The organism is Saccharicrinis aurantiacus (assembly GCF_001660705.2).
Taxonomy (GTDB): Bacteria; Bacteroidota; Bacteroidia; order Bacteroidales; family Marinilabiliaceae; genus Saccharicrinis; species Saccharicrinis aurantiacus.
This window is the reverse complement of the sequence record NZ_LYBV02000002.1, coordinates 37,683-54,853: the sequence shown is the minus strand read 5'-3', so window position 1 is coordinate 54,853 and position 17,171 is coordinate 37,683. Positions and strand designations below refer to the sequence as shown.

At 37.0% G+C, this 17,171-nt stretch carries 11 protein-coding genes; 8 read left to right on the top strand and 3 right to left on the bottom strand.

Features of this window, described 5'->3' with window-relative positions; all coding sequences use genetic code 11:
* Positions 1-135 precede the first annotated feature (135 nt).
* The 7 genes from A8B35_RS01575 to A8B35_RS01545 all read left to right on the top strand — a co-directional run bounded on the left by A8B35_RS01575 (position 136) and on the right by A8B35_RS01545 (position 11,621).
* On the top strand, positions 136-1,974 hold the full coding sequence (locus tag A8B35_RS01575) for a sulfatase-like hydrolase/transferase (protein WP_068471550.1): 1,839 nt from the start codon (positions 136-138) through the stop codon (positions 1,972-1,974).
* A 28-nt stretch (positions 1,975-2,002) separates the two neighbouring features.
* Entirely contained in the window at positions 2,003-3,565 is a 1,563-nt protein-coding gene (locus A8B35_RS01570) for a sulfatase family protein (protein ID WP_068471549.1), read from the top strand.
* 194 nt (positions 3,566-3,759) lie between these two features.
* On the top strand, positions 3,760-5,451 hold the full coding sequence (locus A8B35_RS01565; protein WP_068471548.1) for a sulfatase-like hydrolase/transferase: 1,692 nt from the start codon (positions 3,760-3,762) through the stop codon (positions 5,449-5,451).
* A 353-nt stretch (positions 5,452-5,804) separates the two neighbouring features.
* Positions 5,805-7,496, top strand: coding sequence for a sulfatase-like hydrolase/transferase (locus tag A8B35_RS01560; protein ID WP_068471547.1), 1,692 nt, complete (start codon positions 5,805-5,807; stop codon positions 7,494-7,496).
* 135 nt (positions 7,497-7,631) lie between these two features.
* Positions 7,632-8,024 carry a rhodanese-like domain-containing protein gene (locus A8B35_RS01555; RefSeq protein ID WP_068471685.1) on the top strand — a complete coding sequence of 131 codons (393 nt, stop codon included), beginning with the start codon at positions 7,632-7,634 and terminating at the stop codon, positions 8,022-8,024.
* Positions 8,025-8,211: 187 nt separating this feature from the next.
* Positions 8,212-8,832, top strand: a complete 621-nt coding sequence (locus A8B35_RS01550; RefSeq protein ID WP_068471546.1) for a class I SAM-dependent methyltransferase — start codon at positions 8,212-8,214, stop codon at positions 8,830-8,832.
* Positions 8,833-9,026: 194 nt separating this feature from the next.
* Positions 9,027-11,621, top strand: a complete 2,595-nt coding sequence (locus tag A8B35_RS01545; protein ID WP_068471545.1) for a WD40/YVTN/BNR-like repeat-containing protein — start codon at positions 9,027-9,029, stop codon at positions 11,619-11,621.
* 98 nt (positions 11,622-11,719) lie between these two features.
* Here the strand turns inward: A8B35_RS01545 and A8B35_RS01540 are convergent, their stop codons facing one another.
* Together A8B35_RS01540 and cdd are read right to left on the bottom strand one after the other, a co-directional pair.
* Positions 11,720-12,877 carry a LamG domain-containing protein gene (locus A8B35_RS01540; protein ID WP_068471684.1) on the bottom strand — a complete coding sequence of 386 codons (1,158 nt, stop codon included), beginning with the start codon at positions 12,875-12,877 and terminating at the stop codon, positions 11,720-11,722.
* A 359-nt stretch (positions 12,878-13,236) separates the two neighbouring features.
* On the bottom strand, positions 13,237-13,722 hold the full coding sequence (cdd, locus tag A8B35_RS01535) for a cytidine deaminase (protein ID WP_068471544.1): 486 nt from the start codon (positions 13,720-13,722) through the stop codon (positions 13,237-13,239).
* A gap of 614 nt (positions 13,723-14,336) precedes the next feature.
* Here cdd and A8B35_RS01530 point away from each other — a divergent pair.
* Positions 14,337-15,275, top strand: coding sequence for a glucosaminidase domain-containing protein (locus A8B35_RS01530; RefSeq protein WP_068471543.1), 939 nt, complete (start codon positions 14,337-14,339; stop codon positions 15,273-15,275).
* A 71-nt stretch (positions 15,276-15,346) separates the two neighbouring features.
* On the opposite strand, the gene A8B35_RS01525 is transcribed toward A8B35_RS01530, so the two are convergent.
* Positions 15,347-17,089, bottom strand: a complete 1,743-nt coding sequence (locus A8B35_RS01525) for a T9SS type A sorting domain-containing protein (RefSeq protein ID WP_068471542.1) — start codon at positions 17,087-17,089, stop codon at positions 15,347-15,349.
* Between the last annotated feature and the right edge of the window lie 82 nt (positions 17,090-17,171).

The window sequence follows — 17,171 nt, the reverse complement described above, 5'->3', positions numbered from 1 at the left end:
TCCTTCTCAGTAATTACCCCCTGATACCCCATAAGCACACTAATTAACTAAGCTTTTACACCCGATTATTTTAGGGTATAAATTCTAATTTCATCTTCACTATTAAATTCAATCAATCACCAAGTAAAAATAGATATGAAGAAACTATTCCTCTTTATAATTAGCGCATTAATAATTACGAATTCAGCATTTGCACAAAATAGCAAACCCAATATACTTTGGATTATAACCGACGACCAACGTGCTGATGCTTTAGCTTGTTTTAATCAAGCCAATATTGGAACAACAGAAAGTAAACTAGGATATGTTGAATCGCCCAATATTGATGCGCTGGCTAAAGAAGGCGTTATTTTCACCAAAGCCTTCTGTAACTCCCCGGCCTGTGCCCCATCTCGCGGATCAATGCACACCGGAAAATACCCACACCACTCAGGTATTTATGGTTTTGAGCAAACGCATACCAAAGCCAAACACTATAATCCGGTAATTCCTGAAGTGATGAAAACGCAGGGCTACAATACCGCTCGTATGGGTAAAAGTGGTATTTATATTTTTGAGTGGGAAAATGGTTTAACGTGGACATCGCCCGATTTTTATAACACTGTGGTGGATGCTAAAAACAACTTAAAGCGCAAAGGGCATACCGACTTTTACAATGCCACAATTAACGGCAAAGGGGCTAATGCCGGTAAAGCCGAAGTTTGGTATTTCCCCGATGGGTCGAAAAAAACAATTTACCACGAGCGTAAGAATGCAGCTTTAACTGATGAGGATAAAGCATTAAAGAAAGAAATAGATAAAGATCAGGATGTACTGCGAGCTTACACCCGTTCACAATCTAATATGATTTTAGGAGGAGTGAGTCCGCTTACGGGCGATAAAATGCTCGATGGGCAAATCACTGCTGCTTTCCAAAATTATTTAAGCAATGCCAACAAATCATATACGGCCGTTGATGGCACAAATTTACAAGGTCCAAAAACTAACCAACCTCAATTTATTCATTTAGGTTATCACTTCCCGCATTCTCCTATCCTTCCTCCGCATTCATTCCGCGAGCGTTTTAAAGATAAAGTATATCAGATACCTGATTTTGATAAAGCTGAATTAAAGAAACTACCGGCTCAACTTCAGAAACTTTACGATAAAATGAAAGTGGATGATATGAATGATGATGAAAAGCAACAGTTAGTGAGGGACTATTACGCATTTTGTGCCTATGGCGATTCTTTAATTGGAGAATCGGTAAAATCGTTTAAGAAATACTGTGCCGATAATAAGCAAGAGTACCTTATTGTAATGGCTTGCGGCGATCATGGCTGGCATTTAGGTGAGCAAGGCATAAGTGCCAAATTTGGACCGTACGATAAGTCGAACCACACCACGGTAATTGCAGTTGCATCAGACAAAAAGAAATTCCCTGCTGGTAAAGTGGTAAATAACTATGTTGAGTTTGTTGATTTTGCGCCAACCTTCTTTGCCGCCGCAGGCATCGATGTAAATACAAAAACGTACGACTATTTAGATGGATACGATTTGGCAGAAACCGTAAACGGAAAGAAAAAACCGCGCCAATATATTCTAGGTGAGATGAACCACGTATATGGCGACAGAGCATACATACGTTGCGAAGATTTTGCCTTTTCGATGCGCGTAAAAAAAACAAATGGCAAACCCAATACTAAAACCATGGGTGTAAATTTAAAATGGGCATTAACAGCCGATGCCAAAGCTGTTGAAATGGCACTATACGATTTAAGAGTGGATGCTAACGAACAATCTAATGTGGCCTACGAAAAAGAATACAAACAACTGGCTAGTTTCTTCCGCAATAAATTGGGTAATATTGTACTGGGCGATGGCCGAGTAGAATGCGATTGGAAAAAAGAAAATCAATGGGTAAAAAGTGATTTTGCATTAGGTGCCGATGATAAAAAACTAAACATCCCAAAGAAAATCATCCCTAAAAAATAAACCCACCTAAATTAATAAATAGACTATTATGAAACGTATTTATATAGCAATCTTTACTTTATCCCTATTACTAAATGTATTAAGTGCCCAAGATAGGCCAAACATTGTATTTCTTTTATCCGATGATCAAACTAGTGCTGCCACAGGATGCTATGGTAACAATCAGGTAATTACACCTAACATCGATAAAATGGCTAGCGAAGGCGTAATGTTTAGTAATTACTATAATACCACTTCAATATGTATGGCTAGCAGGGCTTGCCTGATAACAGGTATGTATGAGTACAAAACGGGTTGTAATTTTATGCACGGCCCCTTACATAAGGATAAGTTCGAAAAATCCTTTCCTGTATTAATGCGCAAAGAAGGTTATTTTACGGGTTTTGCAGGCAAGTTTGGAATGGCAGTTTCTGATGGCGATAGTTGGGACGATAAATCGTGGGAGGTAATGCCTGTTGATGCTTATGATAGATGGGGAGGTGGCCCTGGACAAACCAATTACAAAACTGCCAAAAACGAACGTATTGCACAGTACGCTGATGAATACCCGCATAGTACTAGAGCTTATGGCGCTTGGGCAAACGATTTTATAACGGATGCCAAAAAATCAGGCAAACCCTTTTGCATGTCCATAAGTTTTAAGGCGCCACACCTTCCATTTACTCCTGATAAGTATTTTGACGATGTATATGCCAATAAGGTTTTTGAGAAACCTGCGAATTACGGTGCCGAAAATGCAACACACCTATCTCCTCAAGCTAAATCGGGGCGTCAATACAATGCTTATAATTTTTGGCGCGAATCCGAAGAATCGTATCAAAAAGCTATGCGCACCTATAATCAATTAATACATGGTGTAGATTATGCTTTAGGCATGATTAGAAAAGCCTTGGAAGAACAAGGTGTGGCTGATAATACCATAATTATTTTCACCAGCGATAATGGTTATAGCTGTGGTGCCCATAATTTTGGTGGCAAGGTTTTACCTTACGAGGAGGCTTCTAAATCGCCTTGTGTTATTTACGATCCGCGTATTCCTGAAAACAAAAGAGGTATGAAACGTGAAACGGTAGCTGCCAATATAGACATTGCTCCTACCATATTAAGCTACGCCGGCATAAAAGCTCCTGATAATATGGACGGCAAAGATTTAAACCTATTAATTAATAACCCCAATAAGTTTAAGCGCGAAACCATAACCTTAACTAACATGTGGGGCAATGATGAGATTCAATCCATGTCTGTGGTTTCAAAAGATTGGAAATACATTTACTGGCAATACGAGAGTGAAAAGATGAAACCCACCGAAGAACTCTTTTTTGTGGGCAAAGATAGACTTGAAATGAAGAATGAAGTTAAGAATCCTGAATATAAGAATCAACTTAACTCCATGCGCAAACAATACGATAAACAAGTGCAGGAAATAAGCAAGGGGGCTGTTACTTATAACGACTACCAAAAGTACAGCATCCTATTTGATAGAAATGCAAGTGCTGAAGAAAAAAAGCCCTACCTAACGGGCGATTATGAACAAGTGCTTAAAGAAGCAACTCAAAAAAGAAAAGAAAAACAGAAACAAAATAAACACTAGAAATAATAATCGATAAATATGATGCCGCACTATTACAGTGCGGCATTTGTTTTTTTAAGGCAATTTGTATTATAAATGCACTAAAAATCTTTTCGGGCTATTGCTATGTCTTTGTGGAATAAAATAGGGCTCCAAAACCCTGCATCTTTGTAATGTAATTAAAAACAACATTTAAACACAAAACATATTACGTCATGAAAAAGTTAAATTTATTATTCGCAGTTCTTATTAGCATGTTCACTCTAGGAGTAACAGCACAAGAAATTATTCACGATGCAGATCATTATGTATTATTAAAACAACATGGTGACGATTGGGAAAAGCAAGACAAAGAAATCGACAAAAAGCTAAAAGCTTTAGAGAAAAAACATGGTACTAAACCAAACATTATCCACATTATGTGGGATGACACAGGTGTTGGTGAAGTAGGTATACCAGAAATACAAAAAGTAAGAGGTTTTGAAACGCCTAACATGAACAACATGGCAAAAGAAGGTATGAACATGATGCGTATGTATACCGAACCAAGTTGTACGCCAACAAGAGCTGATGCCATGACAGGGCGTTACGCTGTTAGAACTGGGATGCACACAGTAAGTTTCCCTATAGAGAATTCAGGAATAGATGGTGATGAAGTAACCATTGCTGAAGTTTTATCAGACGCAGGTTATTCAACAGCATTCTACGGAAAATGGCACTTAGGTGATACCGAAGAGAGTTATGCTCATAATCAAGGTTTCGACGAAGCATTCTTTACTCCTTACAATCAAGTACCTAGTATGTGGGTTCGCGAAGCTGAAGCTAATAATGTAGTAACTGGGTTATATCCGGAATTATATGGTGAGGATATTTACGATATAGACAACTCGTGGCAACCAATTGGATACGTTTGGACTTTAGAAGGAACCAAAGGCGGAAAAACATATGAGTGGGGAGCTCCTCCAGCAGTACCAAACTTCTGGGATATTGATAAAGAGTGTGAAAAACGTACCATCGAATTCATCAGAAAAAATGCAGCTGAAAAGAAACCTTTTTACACAGCATATTGGCCAACAGTAACGTCATTTATTCCTGATGTAAGATCTCCAGAAAAGCTAACAGCAAACAAAAATGTATTGCAAGAAGGTTTAGTAAAAGTGGATGAATTTATTGGTGAGTTACATGAAGAGCTTGAAGCATTAGGAATTGCTGAAAACACCTTAGTTATTATAATGGCAGATAATGGCCCATTTACCCACCACGGACCTAGAGGAATGGTAGAAACATTATATACTGGAGGAAAAGGTGATTTAACTGAAGGTGGCGTAAGAGTTCCTTGTATTGCAACATGGCCAGGTATGATTGAAGAAGGACAGATTGTTGGAGATATTATTCATGTAACCGACTTATATACCACATTTGCAAGTATAGGTGGTGCTACAGATTATATACCAAGAGACCGAGTAATTGATGGTGTTGATCAAACTTCTTTATTAGTGAATGGTGATGGTTATAGCCGCAGAGATTATGTAATGATTTACCAAGGACCTAATTTAGCTGCTGGTGTAAAAGGCCGATTCAAAAAAGATTATAAAAATGCTGAACCAGGATTATCAGGAGCTGAGTTTTACGACTTATATACTGATCCAAGAGAAGATAACCCTGAAATGATTCAACAGTTCCATACTAAAAGTATGTTCCAACGTCAGAAAGAACGTCACTTAATGTTTATGGAGAAATATCCGAACAGACCTGATGCAACTAGAGGAATTCCTTTACAAGGCATAGAAAACGTAAGACCAGAAACAGAAGCATTATATCACGCTCCGTTTAATGAAAGCGATTTACCTTTCGATATTAACGAAGTAATAGAATTTGAAATGCCATATGTGGATACTAAAAAATAATAGTAGTAAGTAGTGTTAAAGTGTAGGAAGGGCCAGCTCATCAGAGCTGGCTCTTTTTGTTATTAGATTTCTAAAGCACTGATTAGTACTAATACCATTGTATGGCGAAAAACACCCTTAAATCAGCGCCTCAAACCTTAATTAAAACGCTTCTCTCAGACTCTAACCAACAAGTAAAAGTGCATATCAAAATACTCTATTAAGGTATAAACTAAACTTCTTATTATCACAAAAATGCACTAAAAATCTTTTTGGGCTATCGCTATGTCTTTGTGGAATAAAATAGGGCTTCAAAACCCTGCATCTTTGTAATGTAATTAATCACAGAGATATAATCGCAAAAATAAAACGTCATGAAAAAGTTAAATTTATTATTCGCAGTTCTTATTAGCATGTTCACTTTAGGAGTAACAGCACAAGAAATTATTCACGATGCAGATCACTATGTATTATTAAAACAACATGGTGACGATTGGGAGAAGCAAGACAAAGAAATAAACAAAAAGCTAAAAGCTTTAGAGAAAAAACATGGTACTAAACCAAACATTATACACATTATGTGGGATGACTCAGGTGTTGGTGAAGTAGGTATACCAGAAATACAAAAAGTAAGAGGTTTTGAAACGCCTAACATGAACAACATGGCAAAAGAAGGTATGAACATGATGCGCATGTATACCGAACCAAGTTGTACGCCAACAAGAGCTGATGCCATGACAGGCCGATATGCTGTTAGAACTGGGATGCACACAGTAAGTTTCCCTATAGAGAATTCAGGAATAGATGGTGATGAAGTAACCATTGCTGAAGTTTTATCAGACGCAGGTTATTCAACAGCATTCTACGGAAAATGGCACTTAGGGGATACAGAAGAGAGTTATGCACACAACCAAGGTTTTGATGAAGCATTCTTTACTCCTTACAACCAAGTTCCTAGTATGTGGGTTCGTGAAGCTGAAGCTAATAATGTAGTAACTGGATTGTATCCTGAATTATATGGTGAAGATATTTACGACATAGACAAATCGTGGCAACCAATTGGGTACGTTTGGACTTTAGAAGGAACCAAAGGCGGAAAAACATATGAGTGGGGAGCTCCTCCAGCAGTACCAAACTTCTGGGATATTGATAAAGAGTGTGAAAAACGTACCATCGAATTCATCAGAAAAAATGCAGCTGAAAAGAAACCTTTTTACACAGCATATTGGCCAACAGTAACGTCATTTATTCCTGATGTAAGATCTCCAGAAAAGCTAACAGCAAATAAAAACGTATTGCAAGAAGGACTCGTAAAAGTGGATGAGTTTGTAGGAGAGTTGTTAGAAGAACTTGAAGATTTAGGAATTGCAGATAACACATTAGTTATTGTAATGGCAGATAATGGTCCTTTTACACACCACGGACCTAGAGGAATGGTAGAAACATTATATACTGGAGGAAAAGGTGATTTAACTGAAGGTGGCGTAAGAGTTCCTTGTATTGCAACATGGCCAGGTATGATTGAAGAAGGACAGATTGTTGGAGATATTATTCATGTAACCGATTTATATACAACATTTGCAAGTATAGGTGGTGCTACAGATTATATACCAAGAGACCGAGTAATTGATGGTGTTGATCAAACTTCTTTATTAGTAAATGGTGATGGTTATAGCCGCAGAGATTATGTAATGATTTACCAAGGGCCTAATTTAGCTGCTGGTGTAAAAGGTCGATTTAAGAAAGATTATAAAAATGCTGAACCAGGATTATCAGGAGCTGAGTTTTACGACTTATACACAGACCCACGTGAGCAGAATCCTGAAATGATACAACAATTCCATACAAAAAGTATGTTCCAACGTCAGAAAGAGCGTCACTTAATGTTTATGGAGAAATATCCGAACAGACCTGATGCAACTAGAGGAATTCCTTTACAAGGCATAGAAAACGTAAGACCAGAAACAGAAGCATTATATCACGCTCCGTTCAATGAAAGCGATTTACCTTTCGATGTTAACGAAGTAATAGAATTTGAAATGCCATATGTGGATACTAAAAAATAATAGTAGTAAGTAGTGTTAAAGTGTAGGAAGGGCCAGCTCAACGGAGTTGGCTCTTCCTTTTTTTTGAGTTTTTTATAAATGAACCAAACCTTTTATATTACAAATCCTTTAGCTATTAATTCAACACTTCATTTTATGCAAAAACAGATTAAATACTACGAGAATAAGTTGGCTTTTGAAATGGACTCATCCGATTTATACCAAGCCTTTGAAAGCAGCTCTGATTATATTGCAATAGATACACGTCAGGCTTTTGGTTTTGAAAAAGAGCATATTCCAACTGCCATTAATATTCCGCACAAAGAGATGACTAAGGAGAATACCCAACATCTTGATAAATCAAAAATATATGTTTGCTATTGCGATGGAATTGGATGTAATGCCTCAACCAAAGGTGCTTTAAATATGACCAAATTAGGTTTTAAAGTAAAAGAATTAATTGGCGGCATTGAATGGTGGAAGTTTGATGGCTACGCAACCGAAGGATCCGCTCCTTCCGACGGCTCACAATTTAAATGCTCTTGTTAGCAAATGCTAAAACTATTTGAAAACAGTCAGCAATATATCACCTTAAGTGATGATGATAAAGTTTCGCTTTATAATGCCGTTGAAAAAAGAGTTTACCATCGTAATAAAACTTACTTTGTCAGCAAGCAAAGTTGAAGAGTGTTTTAATGCTGAAGTAAAAAAACAAAACACCTAATTATTAATTACTATGAAAGAATTTTGGGACGAACGTTTTAGTCAATCTGAATTTGCTTACGGAACAGATGCAAGCATATATGTACAAAAGGTATTACCACAATTAACACCCGGAAAAATATTATTCCCTGCCGAGGGCGAAGGTCGCAATTCAGTGTTTGCAGCGCAACTTGGCTGGAAAGTTTCCGCCTTCGATTTTAGTATAAAAGGCAAAGAAAAAGCGGATAAGTTTGCCCAATTAAAAGGGGTAAAAGTTGATTACACAGTTCAAAGCTTTATGCAAGAACAATATGAAACTGAAGAATTTGATGCCATATGCATGTCATCCGTTCATTTCCCACCAAACATTAAAACGGCAATGCATCAGAGGCTAAACTCCTATTTAAAAGTTGGAGGTTATTTTATTATTGATGCATTTAGTAAAGAACATCGAGAGATTAATAAACTGAACCCTGCTGCTGGTGGCCCACCGGATGCTGATATGATGTATTCGATAGAAGAAATTAAGCATGATTTCGGTAATTACGAATTCATCGAGCTAAAAATAGAGCGCCCTCATTTAAATGAAGGCTTCGGACATGTGGGCGAAAGCTCAATGATACGTTTTATAGGCAAGAAGATCAGGCTTGATTAAAAAATCATATATAGTTATTGGTTTCACATTGTGTATTCATCAATAATTATCAACTCACAATGGCTAGTGCTGTATAAAACTCCTCGGGTTTAAACTCTATTTATACCCGACTTTTAAGTTTGATAAATACTAGTTTAGTTGCAGACAATAAATCATCGTGTCAACTAAACTGTATTTACACTTATAATATTTATATGAAGAAATTACTACTGCTTATAGCACTGACCTTTTCAATTGTTGCCCACGCACAACTTGATAAAAAGTATTTCAGAAAACTACAAAGTGAACAAATAGAATCAACCGACTTAGTAGAATGGACTCAGTTTGGGCCAGGAATGTCAGGTTATTGCGAAGAGTTTTGGTGCCATCCTACCAATACCGATGTAATGTTTATGTCGCCCGATATGTATAATACTTATGGTACATGGGATAATGGTAAATCGTGGCATACCATAAAAGATGTTGATGGCACTGGGGTGGATATGCGACGGGTGCAATCCATTACATTTTCGCATCAAGATCCAAATTTTGGACTAGCCATTGATGTACGTGGCATTTTATACCAATCAAACAACCAAGGCCGCTCATGGGAAGTGATGCCATTTGAAGGTAAAGGGCGTCATTCTGAGTTAGCGGTAGATCCTACCAATGATAATATTTGGTACATGGGAGCTGGTGATTTTTGGAATGTAAAATCCAATCACCGCACTAAAGCTAGTTTAGATGATCCTGCCAAAGGGTATCAGTATAAATATGCTCAATACGGACATATTTACAAGAGTACCAACAAAGGTAAAACATGGAAGAAAATTAAAAAGGGATTACCCGAAACCTTGGATGTTGCCAAAATAATTGTAGACCCAACTAAGCCTAAAAACATTATTATGGCAGCCAATTCTGGCATCTACCTAAGTAAAGATGGTGGTTTAAGTTGGACTTTGGGCGGAAAGGGTTTGCCCAATAACTCACCTCGCGATTTAACTTCTTACTACAATGCTAAAACCAAAGATTTTGTATTGTATTTGGTAGAGCAAACTAGCTTTACTCCCGAAGGTAAAACCATAAAGTGTACTGGTGGCGTTTATAGTAGTACCGACCATGGTAAAACTTGGAAAAATATTTCGGGTAACCTGGCAGTTGACATGAATAAAATAAGCTCTTACGGAGGCCGCCAAAAATACTGGAGGTCGATAGCACATTGGCTTGGGCTAAAAAATGATAAGGAGGCAAAAAAACTTTATCCTGAATATAGCACCGAAGTATACAATGTTCTGAATCGCATTGTTGTTAACCCTTTAAATAAGGATGAAATTTATATTTCGCACAATACCAAACACGATAAAGCCTTTTTACCGGGCGATGTTTGGAAAACTAACGATGGCGGCAAAACTTGGATTGCATGTGCCCGCACAGGAAGATATTGGAGCAAAGGAAAAGATAATGCATATTGGCAATCGCGCAACAACCCAACTAAACCCAATACCTATTACGCACACTTGCAAAAAGAACAGAACGAACGTGAAGAAACCTTTGGAAATCGCTTTATGCAAATTAATGCCAAGGGCGATGTTATTATTTGCTTAGAACAACAAGTTATGCGCACCAACAATGGTGGCGATTCGTGGAATCAGATTGATGATTACGAAACGGAACCGGGCAGCAATGCATGGGTAGGTCGTGGTGGCAGTAACCTTCCCGGAAGATTTATCCTTACAGAAACAGGTATCAAAGATCGTTACTTCTTTTGCAGCGGCGAACATGGATTGTGGCAATCGGCTTCTCTTGGCAAATTTGCCGATAAAAAGGCTGTTGCCGTAACTCAAATCGAAGGACAAGTAAATCACAAAGGAGCTACTTCTATTTCGTCGGTAGCCGTACATCCTAACAACCCTGATATTATTTATATGCTGATGTTTCGTCAGGACCATAGAGGAGCATTTAGAAGATCAATGGATGGAGGTAAAACTTGGGAAGATATTGCTAAACCTTTGGCGCATGATAGTAATTATTCGATGCAGCATATTTTTCAGTACTCACTTACCATAGATCCTGAGAATCCGGATAACATCTATTTTGTTGTAATGCGCAATGCCATTACTGAGGTTAGTTCGCAACGAGCCCCCAAAGGTTTTAACAAATTTGGCGTAATGAAAAGTACCGATGGAGGTTTCACTTGGGCATTAGCAAATACAGGTTTACCCAATAATTGCAGTGTACATCGCATTGTAATGGATCCTAAAAACACTTCAACCTTATATGCTGCAGTTAATGAAGGAAAAAATGGTGAGCCAGGAGGTTTATTCATTAGCACCGACAAAGCCAATTCATGGCAAGCACTTAAAATACCAGCTCAAATAAAATCGGTAAATAATGTTTTTATCGATAGAAATACTAATGATATATTTTTAGCCTGTGGAACCCAAACAGGATTGCTTGAAGAAGGTGGTATTTGGCGAAGCAACAACAAGGGGAAATCGTGGAATAAGATATTTGATATGCCATATATTTGGCAAGTTGAAACTTCTCCGGTTAATCCGGATATCATTACCGTTTGTGTAGCTATGCCTCATGAGAAAAAAGGCGCTTGCCCAATAAATCCAGGGAACTACGTATCATTAGATGGTGGCAAAAATTGGAATAAAATAAACCACAACCTTGGTCAACCTAATACTATAGTAGATTTTAAACCCGATCCGTATCGTGAAGATGTGTTTTGGTGTGCACTAAAGGGAAGCGGTTGGTCAATCGGCTACCTAAAAGGAACAAAAAAAGGATGGAGCGAGAAATAATAAAATAAACTAATTACTAAAAAACGAGGCATGGGTTTATACCTTGCCTCGTTCTTATTTTCCAAAAAAAACTTCTAATAAATTAAACGCGAATAGTTTTATTGCACTGGTTTAAATACTCTAATCCAATCTACCTTCATGGTATTTCTATCTGGGTTTAATAAATCTTCATCCGAAGGCGTTCTTCCCGCTTTTACATGCCAATCTTGCGACTCAAGATTTACTATAATATTTAATTCTTTAGTATAACCTTTTCCTCCCTGATATTCGTATGGATCAATAATACTAACTGTTGAAACAGCATTGGCCTTTTCTAACTCTGCAAAAGAATAATGATCAAGCGTACTGAAATTGGTAATTTTCTGTTTTCCATTTTTCACGTCTAACTTCCCATCTGTCATTGTTGGATAACCATACTCCCACTTCCCATTTCGTTTTGTAGCTATCGATTTATCGTATAAAACACGATACAACTCTCCATCAATATAATGCTCGAAATGAACAGGACTTTTCCAATACACACCAGTTCGTACATATTTCCGATCGCCATTATTCCAACAATACTCGCCCCATGCTTTCACTCCTTCACGATGATACCAAGCACCCATGTCTCGTGGTTGATAATCGGTAAATGGTTTGCGAATAAATGAATGGTGGCTCACGTGTATCGATTTTGCAAAATAAGCATTACCATGTTCAGCACCACCATAACATTCCATAATGTCTATTTCTTGTGTGGCATCCGGGCTTAACAACCAAACATCAGATGCTAAAACAATGTTGGCTACGCTGGACTTCGACTCAATATATACAGGATATACTACTTTGCCAACCGAACTAATACAACCTGCATTTACGCCACCATCGGGCTTATCCATTTTTACACCTTTTGTATATACAGGTTCAAACTGCTTATCTTTATTCCAACGAGATGCTTTAATAATAAGCTCACTTCCATCTACCGATGCGTGGTTATATTTCCAATAGGTGGTACCTGGTCCATCCCACTTACTATGGTAAAAATTTAACCACTTATTTTCACCAAAAATAATTTTGGCATTGGTAGGTGCAAATTTGTAGTTGAAATCATCAGACACATCGCCCTGAAATTCCCATTTGAAATCCTGCAAATGTATTGGTAAAGGCATAGTAGCAATCTCATCCATTTTTGAACTTTTACCTTTACTGGCATCCTTACCACTCCCACACGAAAAAAGTAGTGCTCCAATGGCACATATAAGAATTTGTTTTATCATATCTATTTTATCAATTATTTTATTTCTTGTTTGCGATAGCAAGAAGTAAATAATCTAAAATATTTATGAGTGGCATTTTAAGCTTCTTACATGGGATATTTACGTTTTTGGTTTGAAACTGTACAGTTTTGATATGTACATTTTATGATTAGGATAGATTTTTAGGGAATGCATCACACACATTATATTAATATTGAAAACTGATTTTGGCAGAGATAATGAAGTAATCGTTAAGAAAATAATTAAAGGGGAGATTGCTAAAAGTAAACGAAGCATAACACAAATGAAATTTAAATTTAGTTTGACAACTCAAATAATGAGCACTTTATAATTCTCTCTGCTTTAGCAAAAACACTTATTTATAGTTCGAGATCTTGCGCTGAAAAAGAGAGTGGTAAAAGGCCAACTGTATTTTTTGATACTATTATTTTGCTTTCACTATCCATAATTACTCGTAGTGGCGTTTCAAACCTATTTTCGGTTTCGAGCATTACTTGGCGGCACGAACCACAAGGTGCTATTGGGTTGGCAACAGGCTTTCCGTTATTTAAAACACTAATGGCAATGGTTTCAACGGCAATATCAGGAAACTGAGAGTTGGCCCAAAAAATGGCAGTACGTTCGGCACACAAACCTGAAGGGTAGGCTGCGTTCTCTTGATTATTGCCTGTAATTACTTTTCCGTTTGCCAAACGAACGGCAGCGCCAACACTGAACTTAGAATAAGGAGCATAGGCATTGTGACATGCTGCGCGTGCACTTGTAATAAGTTCCTGATCTTGAGGGGTGAGCTCATTTATATCGTCTACTTCAATCAAACTGGTAACTATTTCTATCTTCTTCATGTGGTAAAATTACAAATTATTAGATACAGCATATTAGTTTTAATAGCATTATTAATTTTTATACTAATATCACGCCAAAAAAGTCAATCTCACGCAAAGGGAACCCAATCTCACGCAAGAAATGGTAAATCTCACGCTCCCAAAGTCGATCTCACGTATCGGGTAGCTAATCTCACGATAGTTTATATCTATCTCACAGGTAGTATGGTTAATCTCACACACTATATTTGCAATCTCATGTGTGAGATTGATGATTTCTAGTGTGAGATTAACTTTATTGACATGAGATTGGATAATTATAGCAAAAAAATCATCAAATGATTGATATAAATAAGAAGTTTCGAGTTAGGGCATCAACTCGAACCCGGCTGGCTTAGCGGTAGCAGCGGCATCCTTTGTGAGCCCTGTTTGGCGATACAAAGATATAGCGGATGACGCGACCCGCAGGGTAAGCCCCATATTTTAATGGCTTTAAATATAATGTGAATGGCTTTTTAAAATGAGAACCATAAAACTGAATCTTTTTTTATATTTGCTGCACTCACATAATTAATATTAGTTTGTTAACGTTATTGCAATAGAAATAAGGAAACAAACGCTAAAACAGAAAATTAATGCAGCATAAAATTCGGTTTTCAATTTTACTTTTTGTTGGCACATTGCTTTGTAATTTATCTGCGGCGCAGGAGAGATACAGCACGCCTGATTACATAAAAAAGTACTCGGACTTGGCGGTTAAAGAAATGAAAAGAACGGGGATTCCGGCAAGTATTACTATGGCTCAGGGGATATTAGAATCGGGCAACGGTAATTCTACTTTAGCACGAAAATCGAACAACCACTTTGGAATTAAGTGCCACAGTGATTGGAAGGGCAAAAAAGTGTATCATGATGATGATGCCAAAGGAGAGTGCTTTAGAAAGTATGCTAAAGTATACGATTCGTACATTGATCACTCGGAATTTTTAACAGGAAAGCAACGCTATGCCTCTTTATTTACTTTAAAGACTACCGACTATAAAGGTTGGGCGCACGGTTTAAAAAAGGCCGGATACGCAACTGACCCTAAGTATGCGCACCGATTAATTAAAATTATTGAGGATTATAATTTACATAAACTCGATGATAAAAAATACAAAGCGAAAGCTACTAGTTCTGGCGGTTCAAATACGGATAACTTTACAGTGGATGCTTTTAACAACCATACTATTGAGCGTAACAATGGCGTAAGGTATATTAGGGTTAAGGATGGTGATAGCTTTATTGATATTTGCAACGAGTTTGGACTTAAGGAGTGGGAAATTTATAGTTACAATGATTTAAGTAAAGGGGAATCTATACAGGATCATAAGTACCTTTATTTAAGTCCGAAGAAGCGCAAAGCCCACCAATCGCATAGTACGCATAAATTAAAAAATGGCGAAACATTAGAATATATTTCGCAAAAGTATGGTATTAAACTGAAATCTATTTACAAGCTAAACCGTTTAGAAGAAGGTGCTCAGCCTAAGGATGGAACGGTTATTAACTTAAGAAAGAAGAAAAAGAAATAACCTATAATATAGGAGCAAAAAGGGCGATTGGATTAACTTCCTTTCGCCCTTTGTTATTTTTATTAATGCTGTTATTGTTTCACTACTTGTGTTGTGAAAGTAGTGTGATTACCTATAAACTTAATAAAGTATATTCCGCTGGTAATTGAATTATTATTTAGAATAAACGATACTTTAGTTTGGTTGGCTGCAATAGGCTGCTGACTTACTATTTTACCTGAAATACTAATTAATTGTAGGTGATTATAGCCATGTTGCGCTTCTAACTCGATATTGATTTTATCGTTAAACGGATTAGGATATACTGAAGTAACTTGGGAATCTATATCATCAACAGCTGTTCCGATTGTAAATTTAGCCCATAGGTTAAAATCTCCTGCCGAGCCATGTTCAATTACAGTAATTTGGTCATCGGTAAAGTTCGCATTATCGTACCAGCCTTTAAAAATATACCCGTGCTTTTCGGCATTTAATAAAACCAAGTCATCATCAGCAGAATTATAACTTGGTGGATTTGTATGTGATCCACCATCGGCATTGTAGGTAATGTAATAAGTATCCGGACACCCTTCTTCAACATCTTCGCCAGTAACAATATCCTTTGATTGATACTCGAAACCAATTGATTCGGTATTAACAATTTCGTTAGGATAGGTCAACTGCCCTTCTACTATATCAGACGCAGTATTTACAACACAAGAGATAGCAGGAGCTATATAACTTTCGCCATCGGGGCCTATGTCCTCATTTATTAAACCACGTAACTCGCAAGGCATGTATTTAAAGTGCTTAGATTTTACTTGAGCTGTAGAACCATAGCTTGCTTTTACATTTTCGATATAAACATCTTCGTACTTTCCTGGTCCTACATCAATAGTATCATAACGCGTATAACCAGATGACATACGAACAGCAAAACCACAATTTACCGATTCGATATTTGAAGCCGAAACTATACCATTATGTGTTTCGTGAGGAGATACCATTAGCGATGCATTCCCATTTTCACAATAAATATTATCAGCAACAATATTAAAATTGCCACCAATTTGTTGAATATTCATTTGAGAATAACCCGTTTCTAAACGCAAGGTTACACCGCCTTCGCCCCATAAGTTTTTAAATAAAGTATTATTAAGAGCTTGCGACTGAACCAAGCCATAACCATAGGCAGCTCCATACACATTAATATCTTTTACTATGCCATTGCGCGATGAATACCAATTATCAGGCATTCCGTTGTGCACCTCAGTACCAGTTGTTATTGAAGAAAATCGGGTTAATTTATCGTAAATATTAACATCAGCAATATAAAAATTATCTACGCTGTTTAGTTGAAATACACGCACCCTTGTATTTAAAGCATCGCGCAAATCAACAGTATATTTTTCGTCAGCCTGTTTACATCTGATACTTGCATTTTTAAAATCGTAATTTTTGTAAGTAAAATAAAAGATGGTGTAGTTTTTATATTCATCAGGGTCTACTCCCACCCACTCATCTTGAGTAGGTTTAATAATAGCATCTTTATCAATTTCGATATGGATATTATTATCTAAATAAATTTTTGTGAGGTAATAGGTACCTGCTGGTATGTATATTCTTCCGCCGTTTTCGAGTTGTGTTAATTCTGAAATGGCAGTTTTTAAAGCTTGGCTGTCGTCAAGTTCATCGTTTCCATTAGCTCCATAATCCGTTACCAGATTTTTTGATACTGCTAAATCAATATAATCTGTATAAAAGTCGGCCTCATCCTGTGCCCAGATTCCACTTAAGCAAAGTGAAAAAATAATTAAAGTGTAGATTTTTTTCATGTGTGATATATTATAATTTGCTTACAAAAAAGCTAATTATTATAATTTATTGTGTGTTTAGGGATTAAGCAAAAGTTCGTAT

What these genes read in the sequence shown, in the direction of transcription:
- A8B35_RS01565 (WP_068471548.1), top strand. Translation starts at nt 3,760, where the DNA reads ATGAAAAAGTTAAATTTATTATTCGCAGTTCTTATTAGCATGTTCACT.
- cdd (WP_068471544.1), bottom strand. Translation starts at nt 13,722, where the DNA reads ATGAAGAAGATAGAAATAGTTACCAGTTTGATTGAAGTAGACGATATA.
- A8B35_RS01545 (WP_068471545.1), top strand. Translation starts at nt 9,027, where the DNA reads ATGAAGAAATTACTACTGCTTATAGCACTGACCTTTTCAATTGTTGCC.
- A8B35_RS01575 (WP_068471550.1), top strand. Translation starts at nt 136, where the DNA reads ATGAAGAAACTATTCCTCTTTATAATTAGCGCATTAATAATTACGAAT.
- A8B35_RS01555 (WP_068471685.1), top strand. Translation starts at nt 7,632, where the DNA reads ATGCAAAAACAGATTAAATACTACGAGAATAAGTTGGCTTTTGAAATG.
- A8B35_RS01550 (WP_068471546.1), top strand. Translation starts at nt 8,212, where the DNA reads ATGAAAGAATTTTGGGACGAACGTTTTAGTCAATCTGAATTTGCTTAC.
- A8B35_RS01530 (WP_068471543.1), top strand. Translation starts at nt 14,337, where the DNA reads ATGCAGCATAAAATTCGGTTTTCAATTTTACTTTTTGTTGGCACATTG.
- A8B35_RS01570 (WP_068471549.1), top strand. Translation starts at nt 2,003, where the DNA reads ATGAAACGTATTTATATAGCAATCTTTACTTTATCCCTATTACTAAAT.
- A8B35_RS01540 (WP_068471684.1), bottom strand. Translation starts at nt 12,877, where the DNA reads ATGATAAAACAAATTCTTATATGTGCCATTGGAGCACTACTTTTTTCG.
- A8B35_RS01525 (WP_068471542.1), bottom strand. Translation starts at nt 17,089, where the DNA reads ATGAAAAAAATCTACACTTTAATTATTTTTTCACTTTGCTTAAGTGGA.
- A8B35_RS01560 (WP_068471547.1), top strand. Translation starts at nt 5,805, where the DNA reads ATGAAAAAGTTAAATTTATTATTCGCAGTTCTTATTAGCATGTTCACT.